We start from the raw sequence: 16,031 nt of genomic DNA, 5'->3' as shown, positions 1-16,031 counted from the left end.
GTGCTCGAATAAATTATTCGTACAGGTAGCAGCGCACAAAGTGGTTGTCTGCCAGCTTGGTAACGCTTGGCAATTTCTCACGACACTTCTCTGTCGCATGTAGGCATCGACCCGCAAACGGACAGCCAACTGAGTCAGGCGTCCAAAGTGGGATTTCCCCTTTGTTACCTTCCAGTTGCTGGTGGATCGACTTAGATGGATCTGGCACCGCTGAGACAAGAAGTCTTGTGTATGGGTGTTGAGGACGGTGAATGATCTCTTCACAGTCGCCCCACTCAACCATGTGGCCAACGTACATAACAGCAAGATCTTCCGCGATGTAGCGAGCGGTTGCGATGTCGTGCGTGATGTAAAGTAGCGCCATTTCTTTCTCGAATTTCATTTCTTCCATCAGGTTCAAAACACCTGCGCGGATAGAAACGTCGAGCATTGACGTTGGTTCGTCAGCCAATACCACTTCTGCGCCAACCGCTAGGTTACGTGCAAGGTTTACACGTTGACGCTGACCACCAGAAAGTTGGTGAGGGTACTTCTGTGCGGTTTCTTTTGGTGGTGTTAGACCGACTTGATTCAGTAGGTCATACACTTGTTCTTCCAATTCTTTCGGATTGCTGCTCGCTTTCTTGTGGATCTTTAACGGGCGCTCAATATGGTGAAAGATATTCTGCGTTGGGTTCAAAGAGCCGAACGGGTCTTGCCAAACCATCTGGATGCCTTCGCGGTAGGTCATCAGATCGCGGCTTTTTGTAATGGTGCTGATGTCGCGGCCTTTGTACTCAATACTTCCTGATGTTGGCGCATACATCTTTGCAATCATTTTTGCTGTGGTCGATTTACCGGAACCGGATTCACCAACCACAGATAGACCGCGGCTTTTATACAGTTTGAATGACACGTCATTCAGTGCGCGCATCAAAGGCTTGTTTAGCGCGTTGCTGCTAATAGGGAAATCCTTTACTAGGTTTTTCCCTTCAACAATTGGTTGGCCTAATTCTTTAGTCATGCTCACTCCTACAAGTCGCAAATAGCCGAATTACTTACCTGTGAACAGGTGGCAGTTGGTGAAACGAGACGGCTCGATCTGAGTCAAAGTGTTTGCTACGTTGAAACACTTGTCCGTCGCTTTGCTACAGCGAGCTTGGAAGCGACAACCTTGCGGTATTTCGAGCAGGTTCAATGGGTTACCCGGAATGCCTTTTAGGTGCGTTTTCGGACCAGTAAGTGCAGGGAAAGAGCTAGCCAAACCTTCGGTATATGGATGGTATGGTGTTTTTAGGATCTCTTTTGACGGCGCGACTTCAATCAGCTGACCGGCATACATGATGCCGATGCGGTCGGTGAATTCGACCATCAATGATAGGTCATGCGTGATGAACAGAATCGAAAAGCCAAACTCTTCTTTCAGCGCGTGGATCTTTTGCAGGATCTCACGTTGTACCACCACGTCGAGCGCTGTTGTTGGCTCATCCATAATGATCATTTTTGGATTCAGAGCCAGAGCAATCGCGATAACCAAACGCTGACGCATGCCGCCAGAGAATTGGTGCGGGTAATCGCTTAAACGACTTGGGTGAATATCAACAATCTCCAACAGACCTTCAGCACGGCTCTTTGCTTGTGCGCGAGTCATGTTGGTGTGGCGCATAATCACGTCACAAAACTGCTCTTCCATAGTAAGAACAGGGTTCAAGGCGTTCATTGCAGACTGGAACACCATTGACACTTCTTTCCAGCGGAAGCGGCTCATGCGCTCGTCGCTGTATTTCATGATGTCTTCGCCGTTGAAGTAGACCTGACCACCGCTGATATAAGCAGGTGGCTTGTGAAGACGCATCAGAGAGAAAGCGACGGTTGATTTACCGCAGCCAGACTCACCAGCCAGACCAAATACTTCGCCTTTACCAATATCGAAACTTACATCGTTTACCGCGCGGACATCGCCCGCATCGGTAATATAGTCAACACAAAGGTTGCGGATTGATAGTTGTGCATCACTCATTATTTTTCTCCGCTCAATACTGCAGTTTGTGGAACAACGTCAGCCTGTTCGCGGGCTTTCTTTTCGTCTTCCTGCACTTTCTTCCAACGCTTCATGCCTTTTTGTGCACGTAGCTGTGGGTTGGCAATTTCATCAACTGCGAAGTTAACCAAAGCCAGCGACAGTGAAAGTAGTGTTAGAGCAATACATGGTGCTAATACTTCCCACCAAATGCCGAGCTGCATGGCGGATGAAGTACGTACGTTGTAGAGCATGCTGCCCCAGCTGACGGTACTTGCACTGCCCATACCAATGAATGAGAGCACTGATTCAGCGAGAATTGCGTACATGACCGAGCCGATGAAGCTTGCGCCTACAAGAGGGATCAGGTTTGGCAGAATCTCAACAAAAAGGATGCGTAGTTTTGATTCGCCGAGCACTTCAGCTGCTTTTACAAACTCTTTTTCACGAATGGCTAAGGTTTGGGAACGGATTACCCTGGCGCCCCAAGCCCAGGAGGTGAACGCTATTACCAAGGCAATGGTGAGTGGGCCTGCCTGTCCCACGAATGCAGCGATTACCATAATGACGGGAAGTTGCGGTACAACGAGCATGACGTTCATGGCACCGGACAAGATGTTGTCGACTCTGCCACCGAAGTAGCCAGCAGAAATACCCATGACGGTGGCAACGACACACACGAAAATACCGGCAGTAAAGCCAACCAATAGAGAGGTGCGCGCGCCATATGCAACTTGTGACCAGATGTCACGACCTAAGCGTGTGGTGCCCAGTACGTGATCCGCATCTTTAGAGATACGAAGGCGTCGCGCGTTGTCAGTAACATTTTCAGCCACCCAGCCGTCAGGACTGGCTTGTGCCATTTTGACGAGTACAGAAGGATATTCGTGCGGGTTACCAGAACGTTTTTGTGGGTCATATTGTGATAGAACAGGTGCAAAGAGCGCCATCAACAAGAAAGTCACAATCAGAATAACACCAACAAATGCTTTCGTGTTTCCGCGAATAATTTTGAATACATCTTTCATGATTATTTGCCTCCCTTACGCAGACGTGGGTCAAGCAAAACAATAAGAACGTCGGCCAAGAAATTGAAGAACAGCATGACAAGGGTCAAGATGATCAATAGGCCTTGTAGTACCTGGTAGTCACGTCCGTTAACGGCATTCAGCATGGTTGTGCCAAGGCCTGGATATTGGAAAATCATTTCTACGACGAGCTGACCACCGACTGCCATGCCAAGCGCCATCGAAAGCGCGGTAACGGTTGGTAGCATTGCGTTGCGTGCTGCGTAGTTGAAGACAACACGATTCTCAGAAAGGCCTTTGCCTTTTGCCATCGTGATGTAGTCTTCACTCAGCAGGTTGATCATGTTGTTACGCATATTGATTAGGAAACCACCGATTTGGGCGACAGTTGCACAGATCAATGGAAGTACTGCGTGGTACAGAATACCTTGGTAGGTATCCCAACTTGTCCAGTCTAGAATTGCGCCTTCAGGCATACCGTATGATGTAGGGAACCATTTAAGGCTGATACCAAAGATAAACAGAACCATCATACCAATAACAACAGGGGGGACTGCTTGGAGTGCCATGAACCCTGGTGATACGAATGAATCGAATCGGCTGCCACGTCGCCATGCTGCAAAGATACCGAGCACTGAGCCGATACAGAAAGCGAGCACAACAGAGCTACCTGCCAAGAAGAGTGTCCAACCAAGTGATTTAGCAATCAGCTCATTAACCGTCATCGGATAGAATTGGGTCGAGATACCGAGTTCCCATGTGAAGATACTTTGCAAGTAAGTCAGGAACTGGATGTAAATTGGACCGTCAACAAAGCCTAATAGCTCGCGCATGGCGGCAATACGCTCTGGTGTTACTTGGACGCTCGCATTCGCGAACATCATGGTCACTGGGTCGCCAGGCATTGCTCGCGGTAAAATAAAGTTCAGCGTGATTGCGATAAGCAATGCGCCAAAATAAAACATTAATCTATTAAGAAAAAATCCCATAACTCACACCTTAAGTGGCACGGCAAAGCCGTGACCAAAGAAATAGAAACTCCGAGGTCAAAAGTACTGATAGCCTAACTTTGGAAAGAGGCGGTGCGAACGCACCGCCAGATTTTGAGTGTTACTATTTAGCTTCTAGGTCAAGGATATGCAGCAGACGCTCAGGGATACCTTGCCAAATCATTGGACGGCCTTTAGCGTTTTCTGCATCCCAGAATCCAGTGAAACGAGTTTCATTGAACTGGTACATTGATGCAGCAGACAGAACTGGGATTACCACTTGATTGTCAGAAAGGATCTTTTCAATCTTGTGTGCAACTTCCAATTGCTCAGACTTGTCAGCTGTTGCGTAGAAACTTTCTAGCAGTTGATCAACTTCCGCACTCTGGAAACGGTGCATCGCGAAACGTGGGTTACCTTGTTTGCCCATGAAACGTGAGTGGAAACCAGTGTCCCAAGTTTGGTGTGGATCTGGACCAGTGAAGTAGTTCGTTAGAGCCACATCAAAAGTACCGCCAGCCATCTGCTCGTTGTATACAGAGAAGTCTGGAGTAACAGCTTTCACTTTGATACCAGCATCAGATAGGTTTTCTGCTGCTAGTTGTGCAGTGTTGTTCCAGTCAGTCCAGCCAGAAGGAGTTTGAACTTCTAGCTCAAAGCTCTTACCTGTTGGAGTCTCAACAAAACCGTCACCGTTGGTATCTTTAAAGCCTGCTTTTTTCAGCATTGCTTTTGATTTTTCAACGTTGTAGGTGTTGTACACTTTCGCGTTTTCGAAGGTGTCAACGTCAGACCAGCTTTGGTAAAGCGCAGCAATACCAGCAGCCGAATGGTTAGGAGTACCTGCACCATAGAACGCGATATCGATGATTGATTGACGGTCGATAGCAGTAGACATTGCGCGACGGAAGTCGATGTTAGTCAGTGCTTCGTTTTTCGCTGCATCTGGGTGTTCAAAGTTAACCAAAAGGTTTACTGAACTACCTACTGGTGCTGGCCAGTATTTGTGGTTTTTGTTTACAGATGCATAAACAGCGTCGATGTCAGGAATGAACGAAGAAGTCCAGTCTAGCTCTGAAGCAACAATTTTAGACAGAAGACCGTCATTGTTGGTGATCAGAGGCATACGTAGACAATCAACTTCTAGGTTTGCAGCATCCCAGTAGTTAGGGTTTTGGCACTGCACGTACAAGTTGCTAGTGAACGTATCAACTTCAGTGAAAGGACCAGTACCTACAGGGTTTTCGTTTGCAAACGCTTCTGGCTTATCAATCTTGCTCCAGATGTGCTTAGCAACGATTGGCGTTTGAACCAGTTTGAAAGGAGCTGATGAGTTAGCTTCGTTCAAAGTGATTGCTACGCTGTTGCCTTTTACTGCAACGTCAGCGATAAGCGCTGCGTTACCTGCAAGGTCAATTGCTGCATTTTCACGGATAAGGTTGTAAGTAAATTCAACATCTTGAGCTGTGAAAGGCGTACCGTCAGACCATTTAACACCGTCACGGATTTCAAAAGTAACCGTTTTAAGGTCATCCGAAATGGTGTAGTCCTTCGCCAGACGCATAACTGGAGTGTTACCGTCTAATTGGTTAAAGATAACCAATGGCTCGTACACAAAATCAAGAGTGGTCTTCAAGTTGTTCTGTAGGAACGGGTTGAAGTTACGAGTAAGTTGTGGGTAGAAGTCAGGTACGATAGTCAGTTCCGTTCTGTCAGCAGCGCTGACAGTTGGTACTGTCAATACAGACGCTGCGGCCGCGACGATGGCAACTGCTAGATGTTTTTTCTTTAGATTGGCAAGCATAGCTGTTCCTTACTAGTTGCTTTGTTTCACTTTATTCTGACCCTTTCAATGTGGTCAGGCCGGACCCCGCTATGAATAACCAAACAAGTGAACTTAGTTATTCACATGGCCGTGCAGGCTCAGTGCAATGTAAGGAAACTCCGGTTCCAGTTTTGGGTCAATCGCAATGCCCGTTAAAAACGTTAAAAGTTAAAGGGGGCGCGTCAAAAACGTTAAAACTAACGTTTTTGACGGTGCGGTTTTACGTTTGATGCAGGTCAAATACCGCACTTTTTGGCCACTGGTTTTACGTTTATGATAGTGGATACTAACCTTTCAGGCCTCATTTTCATTGGTCATTGATCGTTATGATTATTGGCGTGATCACGATCTCTATTTCGAAGTTGGGTTAATTTTTTGCTGAAAATTTCAGTGATTGGTTTGTTGTGATTATCTTCTCAGAAACAGAAATTACGTGGTTGCGTTTTTCGTTGCGAACGAATATTGACCACTTTTTTGCATCAAAAATGAGTAGAGTGACACCTTATCAAGTCCGTCACTTTTGTGTATTTCGTGACGTGAAATAAGTACACGCTGACTATGTTATGAGTTTATGGCAATGATGGGGCTTAGGAATAAGCCAATAAGGTGGGTCATTGAGTTTTCGGTTTCCTAAGCGCAGTCAATGTGCTTGATGTCGATATTGGATGGCACAGATAGTCTCTACAGAGACAGAGACAGAGACAGAGACAGAGACAGAGACAGAGACAGAGACAGAGACAGAGACAGAGACGGAGACGGAGACGGAGACAATCAATGTGGTTGTTCGAAGGAGGTATGGCGGTAGAAAACGAAGACAGTAAAAAGCCCCGTTTCCGAGGCTTATTTGGTGTTTAGCGTGTGATAAGTGATTGCAACCTGTCGCGTAGTTGAATGACCTCATGCCTTTCTTTTGTTTCATCACCACAGCGATCTAGTACAAAGTCGATGGTATTGATAACCGTGCGCCATCGTGGTGATTTTGGAACAGTTTCTGCGTGAAGATATTTGTCTAATGTTCGGGTTTGCAACGTACTCCGGTCTAGGTAGACACGCCAGAGTCCGCTTTCTTCAGCAAGATCAAACTTGGTCTTCCCGGTGGCGTTGTTCCAGTAACTGAGCGTAACAAGCATGACTTTCACTAAGGTTTCACGCAGTACATCGCCTTTATCTGGTTTATCGCCAGAGAACTTGTCTGCCATTCTAGTGAATTCGCCACCTAATTCGCGAAGTTGCTGCAATTGGTTTTGGTCGCCATCAAAAGCATATTCAGACAAGGCTTCAACCGCACTCTCAAGTAATTGAACGCGATGAGAGGATGCCTTTTCTCCTGCGTTCAATATGAGCATCATTTGCAACCCCGATGTCTCGGGTAAGGTGAAAACGTCTGAATCAATACTGACCAGTTCGCCATCAATGTTAAACCGAAGCTGCCCGCTATAATGGCCTCGACCCGTTTCAACATCAGGCAAGGCCATTGCCAGGAAATCGTCGATGTGGTGGCGCTCTAGCTGTTCAGCACTGAGTTTGAAGACAGAGCTACAAGAATCATTGGCATAGCTTATCTTGCCGTTCTCATGCACGCACACAATGGCTTCTGGTGCTGAATCAAGTAAGCCCAGCAAACGGTTTTGCACTTCGCGCAGTCCCGCTTCGACTTGCTCTCGGAAATGGATCTCAGACACCAATTTCCGGTTGTTTTCACGTTCTTGCTCTGTCAGAGATGCATTAATATATGCGCGAATGCGTGCGCTAAGTTCATCTTTGTTGAAGGGTTTGGTTAGGTAGTCATTCGCGCCCGCGTCAAACCCTTTTACTTTGTCTTGAACTTGCCCTAAAGCCGACAGCATGATGATAGGAAGCTCTGCTCGGGAGTAGCGCTCGCGAAGGTGAGTACATACCTCATAGCCACTGAGTTCAGGCATCATCACGTCGAGTAGCATAAGCACGGGTTTTTCTTGAGTAACAGACTCTATGGCTTGGCGGCCATTTTCTACCGCTTTGACGCGATATCCTTCAAGGCGCAGGAAGTTGTTCAAGACTTGCAGGTTTACGGGTTCGTCATCAACAACAAGCACCAGTGGGCCACTCGGGTTTTCCGGCAGTTGTGCTAAGTCGTTATGCACCAATTCCACTTTAGGCACTGCGAAATGGACGCTATTCGACAAGCGAGTTTTTGCTTTGTCTTCTTCCGTCGCAGTTGGCAGTGTGAAGCTAAAGGTTGTGCCGACCATTGGCTGGCTGCTGACGTAGAGTTGCCCGCCCATAATTTCAATGAGCTGACGACTGATTGATAAACCAAGACCTGCACCTTGTCGATAGACGGCCGTTCCTGATTTTGCCTGTGTTAAGGGCTCAAAAATATACTCTAGTTGATCTGACGGAATGCCTTGTCCAGTGTCCACGACTTGAATGCGCAACTGTCCTTCAAGAACGGTGGCGGAAATGATGATTTTTCCTTCATCGGTATACTTGATGGCATTGCCGATTAAGTTGTACAGCACTTGTTCCAGGCGCTGTTCGTCAGCACGAACCAACGGCAAGTCGATAGGTACTTGGTTGATGATTCGTACAGGTTTACCGCCAAGCAGGTGGCTAGAAAGCTCAATGACCAAACGCAGCGCATTGGCGGTATCAACCGCTTGTGGAGAGATTTCAAGACTGCCATAACGCATTTTGTGGTAATCAAGGAGATCGTCTACCAAATTTGAAAGGCGCTCTCCACTGTTGATAATCATCTCGAGTTGATGCTTTTGGCGTTCAGGAATGGGGCCTTCAGCGCCCGCCAGCATGGATTCTGCAAGACCAACCATACCGTGAAGCGGCGTACGGAGTTCGTGAGACGTTGTGGCCAAGAAGTCATCTTTCATGCGATCAGCTTGTTGAAGTTCTTCGTTCTTTTGTTTGATCAGATTGATGTTCTGCTCGAGCTCTTTGTTCTGCTCACGAATTAGCGCCAATTTGTCGCGAACAGATCGCTGCATCCGGGCAAAGCTGATGGCGAGTCGTCCAATCTCATCTTCCCGATCCGTGCTGTTTATCTTCTGATCTAAATCGCCAGCAGAGACTTGTTCTGCTGCCCAAGTGAGGCGAAGCAGTGGGGCTGTAATGGAGTTTGAAAGTAAGTGCGAAGCGATCACAACCAAGAGGATAGCGACGACCATGACAACGATGAATATTTTTTCTAGTTGATAGATGCGTGCGAACGCTTCCTCTTCAGGTAACTCTAGAATGATCGCCCATGTCTTATCCTGGATATTAACGGGCGCGTATGCACCGAGCACGCGTTGATGGCTTGTGCCAACAAAATTACCAACATCCCTTGCGCCAGAAAGTGCCTTTTCTATTGCTAAACTATTAATGGCAACAAGCGGGTCGCTAGCTTCAATATTGCGTGCAATATGATCTGGGCCGACGAGTAGTGTGTTGATATAGCCTTTTTCAGTCGGCGCTTTGTTGAGCATATCAACTAAGGCTTTGTTAGGAAGCTTCATCAACACATAGCTATGCAAATAGCCTTGTTGAGTGATGGGCGCAGCAAACCAAGCCGCGATTTCGCCGTTGGATTGCTGGCTAAAATCAGTAAATACGACAGGATTTTTGTCTGTGTCGCCGATCGATGTCGTGACCTGACTTTTGATGTCAGTAAAGGTTTTTCCTGCCGGTGTGTTTTGCCATTGTTCTTCGAGTAAATTGGCGCCAAACGTTTCATCTTTTAACGCTGAATAGACGACGTTTCCTTCAATATCAACAAGAAGCAGGTCGGAAAAATCTGAACGCTTGAGATGTTCTTTGTACGCCCAGTCATACCGTTTATGGAGCAAACGATAGCGCTCACTGCCCACGAAATTACTGTCATCAACGCTTGCGGTCAAAGATTTACTTGGGGTATCGACGTAGCGCATTCTCGCTGTTTCTCGCGCTTCTTCTTTGGTTTTCCCTAGCTGATGGAATGCGGCGACTAAGCCATAGAATCGACCACCACTGGCGGTGGCGAGCTCTGAGCGTGAGAAAGAATTCACTTCGGAGTAACGCGCATCAAAGTAACTGATGATCTGTTCTTTCTTGTTATCTCGAAGGAAAGAAAGGTGGGTTGTGCTTTGCTGTTCTAAATCACTGCTGTGTGATTCAAGGAAGAACATCGCCAGTAGGGTGAGAGGCGTAATACTGAGCACAAGAAACGCTAACATCAGCGTGTGCTGAAGGCGCTTGAACTTCTGTTTTTTTTGCATGTCTCTGCCTGACAAGATAGAAAATCAAAAATGCTATATGACCTCGATTTTGTCGAAATTGACGTTTTTTCGACCGAGTGCATATGAATGGAATCTATTGTCAGCTCTTATACGGACTTAATTATTGTTGGCAAGTAAGTTGTCAATGAAGTACGTGTGAAGACACAAATTTAACGTTTTTAACGAGGGGTTGGAGATCAACCCCTGCGAGATTTAAGCGGTTTTGACGGCATGATAGATGGCGAATTTGTTGTTTTTTGCCGGCGTATCACAGTGGCCAAACGCGCTTTCAATAAATGGCGGGTAGCGTAAAAAGCTGTTTGCCACAACGGTCAATTGACCTTGGCGATTTAAAAACTCAGGAGCGCGTTGTAAGAAGGTTTCTGTCGCCGCATAGTGCGTTTTTAGCCCTGCATGAAAGGGCGGATTACTCACGATGTGATCAAATTTAGATGACACTTCACTATAAACATCAGAGGCAAGTACCGTTCCGTCAAGCTCGTTAAAACGCAACGTCTCACGGGCTGATGCCACGGCTAACGCACTAATATCGACCATGGTGATGTTCGCTGTTGGATATAGAAGCTTAATTGCAGCGCCAATGACGCCAGCACCACAGCCAAAATCAAACACTTCGCCGCTGAGTGAAGGCAGTGTATCAAGCAGCAGTTTACTGCCCACATCCAGTTCACCGTGACTAAATACGCCAGGCAAAGAGCGAATGGTTAGTGTGTGCTCACCAAGGTGAAGTGGGTAACTCTTGTACCAGTCGTCGAGGTTAAATGGCGTTGGCTCGTTAGTGCACTGGCCCCAGTAGAACCCGCATCGCCTTGCAGAATCGAATTTTGTCACCGTGCCATAGGGGGTAAACATCTTCTCGATACTTCTTACACCGCTTCGATTTTCACCAACCACGACAATTTCAGTATCTTGACCCAGTGAGGCCATGAGCATGGATAGCAAAAACTCGGCTTCCGCTTTCGCTTTAGGCCAGTACAGCAGCACCATATCGACGTTAGGCATGGCGGAGTAGCTCTCACCAAACTGAACATTGATGGCATCGTAACGACGCATTTGATTGGCGTAGGCAAGGTTTGTGGTAAAGATGCTGACGCTCTCAGCACTACCTAGTAGTTCCGTTGCGAAGGTATCTTCGAGTTCTCCAGCAAGCAAAACATGCTTGCCTTCAAAGTATGCCAATTGACGAGCCACTACTTGGCTAGGGGTGCTGTATGACATGGCTGCCTCAGGGGTTGCAACAAAATAGAGCGCGGATTCTCCCACAAAGCGCGGCTCGTGAAAATAACCGTGCTTTATGGGAGGCTTAAATGTCTTAACTCTATACATCATTGTGCCAAGCGCGCGGGAAACTATGTGAGTAGGCGCTAACACCGATGACTAGAAACGCTATGAGTTATCCTGCTTTTCGAGAAAGTTGTGAAATTCTGCTTCGTACATACGAAATAGTACCAGTGTCACTGAGAAGATGATCGGCCCGTAAATTAGCCCCATCAAACCGTAAACTTGTAAACCACCAATGAGCGAGAAGAAGATCAACAGGGTATTCATCCCTGAGTTACCTTGCATTAGTAATGGTCGAAGAATATTGTCGACCGAACCGACGACGATCACTCCCCAGCCAACCAAAAACGCGGCCCATTCCCATTGCCCAACAATAAGAAGGTAGCCAGCGGCGGGTAGCCATATCAACGCAGTGCCTACAACAGGGATGAAGGATGCAAAGCCCATCATTGTGCCCCAAAATAGGCCAGCAAACCCTGCCATCCACATCGCAAAACCACCCACTAAACCCTGTGCTAACGCGGTGAGGAATGAACCCATTACCGCAGATTTTGCCACTTTCTCGACTTCATCAAGCAAGGTGTCTTCTTGGCTACGAGAGAGGGGGCTGACGTGGCGGAGCAACTGGATGATTTTGTCGTGATCGCGTAGCAGGAAAAACAATACGAACAGCATCAATAGGAAGTTAACAAACATGCCGGTGACGTCGCCAAGGATTTGCGAGCTCATGCCAATCATCTCGGAACTTAACGCTGACACGGTCGACGCAACGCGTGAAATAATGTCTTGAGGGTCGATGGAATCGAACGGTAGCCATTTATCTAAGGATTGCAGACTTGTTTGTACGAAAGGCATGGAAAGGATGTCTTTCGCTCCGCCAGCACTTAGCCATTCATAGGCACCAGTAAAGAAGGTAATGCCTTGGCGTAAGATCGCGCCAGCAACAAAGATCATTGGAATGATGATCATTACCGTCAGAATTGTGCAAGACAGCGCAGCGGAAAGGTTTGGGTAAGATTTCAGCTTGTGATCAATGCGGTCATGTAAGGGAAAAAAAAGCAGCGAAACAATGAAGGCGAGAACAATTGAGCCAACGTAAGGGGCGATGAGGACGTAACACGCATATGCGGCAAGAGCCAATGCGCCAATGAGTGTCCAATGTCTGGGTTCTATCTTGAAAGATGATGCCACTTGTAGGCTCCTTTGTGTCGCGCCAGTCAGTCTGGTGAACAGTGTAGTGTGAAGAGTATGATACGTTGTGACCAATTAACGAAAAAGCGTTAAATATTAATTAATCAAACTGTTAAGTTTTTTGCGATAAATCGGTGTCTTCGAATGGAACACAGTTGCAACATTAAAACGCATCTTTAGATGGCGAATGGAGAGGATATGGGGTGTTGCGATCAGCAATGTCATGCAAAAAAGAGCCGTAAGGTAAGTCTTCCACTGATTGTTTGCGTTTTGCTCGTCGTTTTGGTGGTAGTGTATTGGCAATAAAAAAAGCGAAGCACTGAGGCTTCGCTTTTTAATGGTTAATCGCTTTGTCATTTATTCTGCAGCGAGTTTGGCAAATGCGCGATCTGCGGCAGCCAATGTTGCTTCAAGCTCTTGTTCGCCATGAGCCAAAGAGGTGAAGCTTGCTTCAAAGGCAGAAGGCGCCAAGTAAATACCTTCTTCAAGCATAAGGTGGAAAAAGCGCTTAAATTTCTCGATATCACACTGCTGAACGTCAGCAAAACAAGTGATGCTCTCTTGCTCAGTAAAGAAGAAACCGAACATTCCACCCACTTGGTTGGTGGCCAGCGCAACACCATGTTTTTGTGCTGCGGCTTTGAAGCCTTCCGCAAGACGTTGAGTGACGTCAGCCAATTGTGCTTCATTGCCTTCTTGGCGTAATGTCGTTAATGCTGCTTCACCTGCCGCCATCGCCACTGGGTTTCCAGAAAGCGTACCTGCTTGATATACAGGGCCTGTTGGCGCGATGTATTCCATCACGTCACGACGACCACCGAATGCACCCACTGGCATGCCGCCACCAATTACTTTACCCAACGTTGTCAGGTCAGGTTTGATGTTGTAGTGCGCTTGGGCACCGCCAAGTGCAACACGGAATCCTGTCATCACTTCATCAAAAATCAACAATGCACCAAACTCATCACACAAAGCGCGAAGGCCTTCTAGGAAGCCAGCTTGCGGTGGAATGCAGTTCATGTTGCCGGCTACTGGCTCAACAATGATGCAGGAAATGTCTTCTGGGTATTGTTCAAACGCCGCGCGAACAGAATCAAGATCGTTAAACGTGCAGGTCAGAGTGTGTTTGGCGAAATCAGCAGGAACGCCTGGTGATGTTGGCTCACCCAGCGTCAGCGCGCCAGATCCTGCTTTAACCAGCAAGCAGTCAGCGTGGCCGTGGTAACAGCCTTCAAATTTGATGAACTTATCACGACGGGTGAAGCCACGAGCCAGACGAATGGCGCTCATGGTTGCTTCCGTACCAGAGCTCACCATACGCACCATTTCCATTGATGGAACCAGTTGGCTAACCAGCTCAGCAAGCGTGATTTCACGTGCAGTAGGCGCACCAAAACTCAGGCCATGTTGCGCCGCTTCAATGACTGCGTCACGAATCGCAGGGTGGTTGTGGCCTAAGATCATTGGGCCCCATGAGCCGACATAATCAATGTACGCTTTGCCATCGGCATCATAGATGTAAGCACCGTCAGCGCGTTCAATGAAAATAGGGTCACCGCCCACGCCTGCGAATGCGCGTACTGGCGAATTGACGCCACCAGGAATGGTTTTGCGTGCTTGTTGGAACAATTCGGCTGATTTGGTCATGGGTTCTTTCCTAGGCCATATGATCGTTAAGTTTTACCTGGGCCGTATTGTAAGGGAAGTGTGAAAAACTGGCGAGTCTGATGATGAGGTAAGCATCACATACAGATTAAACTTGGTGTATATTGCTGCATATAGTTTCTAGCTGCGACCAATACTTGAACGAATTAGTCAGGTATTAGATAATGCGTTCAATATAAAAGAAGTAATGTGAGGTCGAAATGAGCGATACCAATTTGCCGCTGCAATTTACTGACACAGCTGCGACTAAGGTAAAGACGCTGATTCAGGAAGAAGAAAACCCGAACCTGAAACTGCGTGTGTATATTACTGGCGGCGGTTGTAGCGGCTTCCAGTACGGTTTCACGTTTGATGAAAACGTCAATGATGGCGACATGACGATTGAAAAATGCGGCGTTACTTTGGTGGTTGATCCAATGAGCTTGCAATACCTTATTGGCGGAGAAGTCGATTACACAGAAGGGTTAGAGGGATCACGTTTCTTTATCAACAACCCGAATGCCACCACAACATGTGGTTGCGGTGCCTCGTTCAGTGTATAAACTATGAGACACTCTCAGAGTTAGGGGTCTACCTAGCTAAGAGATACAGCACATCATTAGTTCAAAAACAGCCTGCCGTTCAGGCTGTTTTTGTCTTCGGGCCGGAAGGATCAGCGTCCGTTTTCATTTACTGCAGTAACCACGTCGGGAAGGACTATTATGGCGAATGCAGGCGTAAAAGCGTCTTACTTATCACAGCGACCTTGGATCATCTCTTTGGTTCTTCTTATCGCATTAGTGTTCTGGGTCGGCAGTGGCTCAAGCAGTGCGAATCCCTCTCCTGAGCAAAGTGAACAACCCAAAGCTCCGCTGACTAAAGTGGCGGTAGATACGTATTTCTCTGAGCCTGTTACCCGTTCGATTTCTCTATACGGTCGCACTGCGCCTGATCGCGATGCAACGATCTCGGCTGAAGCGGATGGCCGAGTGACCAAAGTGAATGTCAGAAAAGGCGCCGCGGTTAAGAAAGGTGATCTGCTTATCTTTATCGATAAAGGCGATCGTGAAGCGCAGCTTAATCGTTCAAAGTCGTTGCTGCTTGTTCGTCAAAAAGAGTTCAATGCTGCGAAATCACTCAAGAAGAAAGGCTTACAAGGCGAAGTCGCATTTTCGTTGGCGGAAGCAAACCTTGTTGAAGCGAAGGCCAATGTTGAAAACATCGAATTAGCGTTATCACATACGCAGGTTCGTGCGCCATTTGATGGCATTGTTGATGATGTGATGGTTGAAGTTGGGGATTATCTAGGGATAGGCGATCCTATGGCGACCCTGATTGACCTAGACCCGTTGATCGTCACTGCCGATGTGTCTGAAAAGCACATCAGCCATATTGACGGGTCATTGCCAGCGCGCGTTTTGCTGGTTAATGGCGAAAAGAAAGAAGGAAGGCTTCGTTACCAATCCAGCCTTGCATCTCCAACCACAAATACTTTTGCGATAGAACTCGAAATTCCAAATCCTAAACAAGCGATTCCTGCAGGGATCAGTGCTGAAGTCGATCTTGCGTTGGATTTGCAGCGTGCTGTGAAACTGAGCCCCTCTGTTTTAGCGTTGGACGAACAAGGTAATCTTGGCGTCAAAACACTTCAGGGCAACAAAGCGGCGTTCGTTGCCGCTCGTATTGTGAAAGCAGAAGAAGACGGTGTTTGGTTGTCTGGTCTGGGTGAGCAAGTGGATGTCATCACCAAGGGACAAGGTTTTGTGCGCGACGGTGATGTGGTTGACGCCGTGCGTCAAACACAACCTCAATAAGGAGATCGCC

Annotated in this window: 11 protein-coding genes; 2 read left to right on the top strand and 9 right to left on the bottom strand. The window is 47.4% G+C overall.

Going from position 1 to position 16,031, the window contains the following annotated elements:
- Nucleotides 1-13: 13 nt before the first annotated feature.
- The 9 genes from Q365_RS0113895 to hemL all read right to left on the bottom strand — a co-directional run bounded on the left by Q365_RS0113895 (nt 14) and on the right by hemL (nt 14,210).
- A complete protein-coding gene (locus Q365_RS0113895; RefSeq protein ID WP_028023913.1) occupies nt 14-1,003 on the bottom strand; it encodes an ABC transporter ATP-binding protein in 990 nt (329 codons plus the stop codon).
- A gap of 30 nt (nt 1,004-1,033) precedes the next feature.
- The gene (locus tag Q365_RS0113890) at nt 1,034-1,999 is read right to left on the bottom strand and encodes an ABC transporter ATP-binding protein (protein WP_028023912.1); all 966 of its coding nucleotides are present in this window, start codon (nt 1,997-1,999) and stop codon (nt 1,034-1,036) included.
- On the bottom strand, nt 1,999-3,027 hold the full coding sequence (locus Q365_RS0113885) for an ABC transporter permease (protein WP_028023911.1): 1,029 nt from the start codon (nt 3,025-3,027) through the stop codon (nt 1,999-2,001). Before Q365_RS0113885 ends, Q365_RS0113890 begins: the two co-directional genes overlap by 1 nt.
- Nucleotides 3,028-3,029: 2 nt before the next feature.
- Entirely contained in the window at nt 3,030-4,016 is a 987-nt protein-coding gene (locus Q365_RS0113880; protein WP_028023910.1) for an ABC transporter permease, read from the bottom strand.
- Between the two features lie 124 nt (nt 4,017-4,140).
- The gene (locus Q365_RS0113875) at nt 4,141-5,820 is read right to left on the bottom strand and encodes an ABC transporter substrate-binding protein (protein WP_028023909.1); all 1,680 of its coding nucleotides are present in this window, start codon (nt 5,818-5,820) and stop codon (nt 4,141-4,143) included.
- Nucleotides 5,821-6,692: 872 nt separating this feature from the next.
- The gene (locus Q365_RS0113865; RefSeq protein ID WP_028023908.1) at nt 6,693-10,070 is read right to left on the bottom strand and encodes a hybrid sensor histidine kinase/response regulator; all 3,378 of its coding nucleotides are present in this window, start codon (nt 10,068-10,070) and stop codon (nt 6,693-6,695) included.
- 213 nt (nt 10,071-10,283) lie between these two features.
- Nucleotides 10,284-11,309: a 16S rRNA (guanine(1207)-N(2))-methyltransferase RsmC gene (gene rsmC / locus Q365_RS0113860; protein WP_028023907.1), complete on the bottom strand. Its 1,026-nt coding sequence runs from the start codon at nt 11,307-11,309 to the stop codon at nt 10,284-10,286.
- A 168-nt stretch (nt 11,310-11,477) separates the two neighbouring features.
- Nucleotides 11,478-12,563, bottom strand: coding sequence for an AI-2E family transporter (locus tag Q365_RS0113855; protein ID WP_028023906.1), 1,086 nt, complete (start codon nt 12,561-12,563; stop codon nt 11,478-11,480).
- A 357-nt stretch (nt 12,564-12,920) separates the two neighbouring features.
- Nucleotides 12,921-14,210 carry a glutamate-1-semialdehyde 2,1-aminomutase gene (gene hemL, locus Q365_RS0113850; RefSeq protein WP_028023905.1) on the bottom strand — a complete coding sequence of 430 codons (1,290 nt, stop codon included), beginning with the start codon at nt 14,208-14,210 and terminating at the stop codon, nt 12,921-12,923.
- Nucleotides 14,211-14,428: 218 nt separating this feature from the next.
- Here hemL and erpA point away from each other — a divergent pair, with 218 nt between their 5' ends.
- The gene (erpA, locus tag Q365_RS0113845) at nt 14,429-14,770 is read left to right on the top strand and encodes an iron-sulfur cluster insertion protein ErpA (RefSeq protein ID WP_028023904.1); all 342 of its coding nucleotides are present in this window, start codon (nt 14,429-14,431) and stop codon (nt 14,768-14,770) included.
- Between the two features lie 159 nt (nt 14,771-14,929).
- Nucleotides 14,930-16,021, top strand: a complete 1,092-nt coding sequence (locus tag Q365_RS0113840) for an efflux RND transporter periplasmic adaptor subunit (RefSeq protein ID WP_028023903.1) — start codon at nt 14,930-14,932, stop codon at nt 16,019-16,021.
- Nucleotides 16,022-16,031 lie beyond the last annotated feature (10 nt).

It is taken from the genome of Enterovibrio calviensis DSM 14347 (genome assembly GCF_000621165.1).
In the GTDB taxonomy this organism is placed as follows: Bacteria; Pseudomonadota; Gammaproteobacteria; order Enterobacterales; family Vibrionaceae; genus Enterovibrio; species Enterovibrio calviensis.
The sequence above is the reverse complement of the archived record's forward strand: the minus strand, read 5'-3'. Positions and strand labels throughout refer to the sequence as shown.

Coding starts and splice junctions, on each gene's coding strand:
- Q365_RS0113895 (WP_028023913.1), bottom strand. CDS start 1,003: ATGACTAAAGAATTAGGCCAACCAATTGTTGAAGGGAAAAACCTAGTA.
- Q365_RS0113890 (WP_028023912.1), bottom strand. CDS start 1,999: ATGAGTGATGCACAACTATCAATCCGCAACCTTTGTGTTGACTATATT.
- Q365_RS0113885 (WP_028023911.1), bottom strand. CDS start 3,027: ATGAAAGATGTATTCAAAATTATTCGCGGAAACACGAAAGCATTTGTT.
- Q365_RS0113880 (WP_028023910.1), bottom strand. CDS start 4,016: ATGGGATTTTTTCTTAATAGATTAATGTTTTATTTTGGCGCATTGCTT.
- Q365_RS0113875 (WP_028023909.1), bottom strand. CDS start 5,820: ATGCTTGCCAATCTAAAGAAAAAACATCTAGCAGTTGCCATCGTCGCG.
- Q365_RS0113865 (WP_028023908.1), bottom strand. CDS start 10,070: ATGCAAAAAAAACAGAAGTTCAAGCGCCTTCAGCACACGCTGATGTTA.
- rsmC (WP_028023907.1), bottom strand. CDS start 11,309: ATGTCATACAGCACCCCTAGCCAAGTAGTGGCTCGTCAATTGGCATAC.
- hemL (WP_028023905.1), bottom strand. CDS start 14,210: ATGACCAAATCAGCCGAATTGTTCCAACAAGCACGCAAAACCATTCCT.
- erpA (WP_028023904.1), top strand. CDS start 14,429: ATGAGCGATACCAATTTGCCGCTGCAATTTACTGACACAGCTGCGACT.
- Q365_RS0113840 (WP_028023903.1), top strand. CDS start 14,930: ATGGCGAATGCAGGCGTAAAAGCGTCTTACTTATCACAGCGACCTTGG.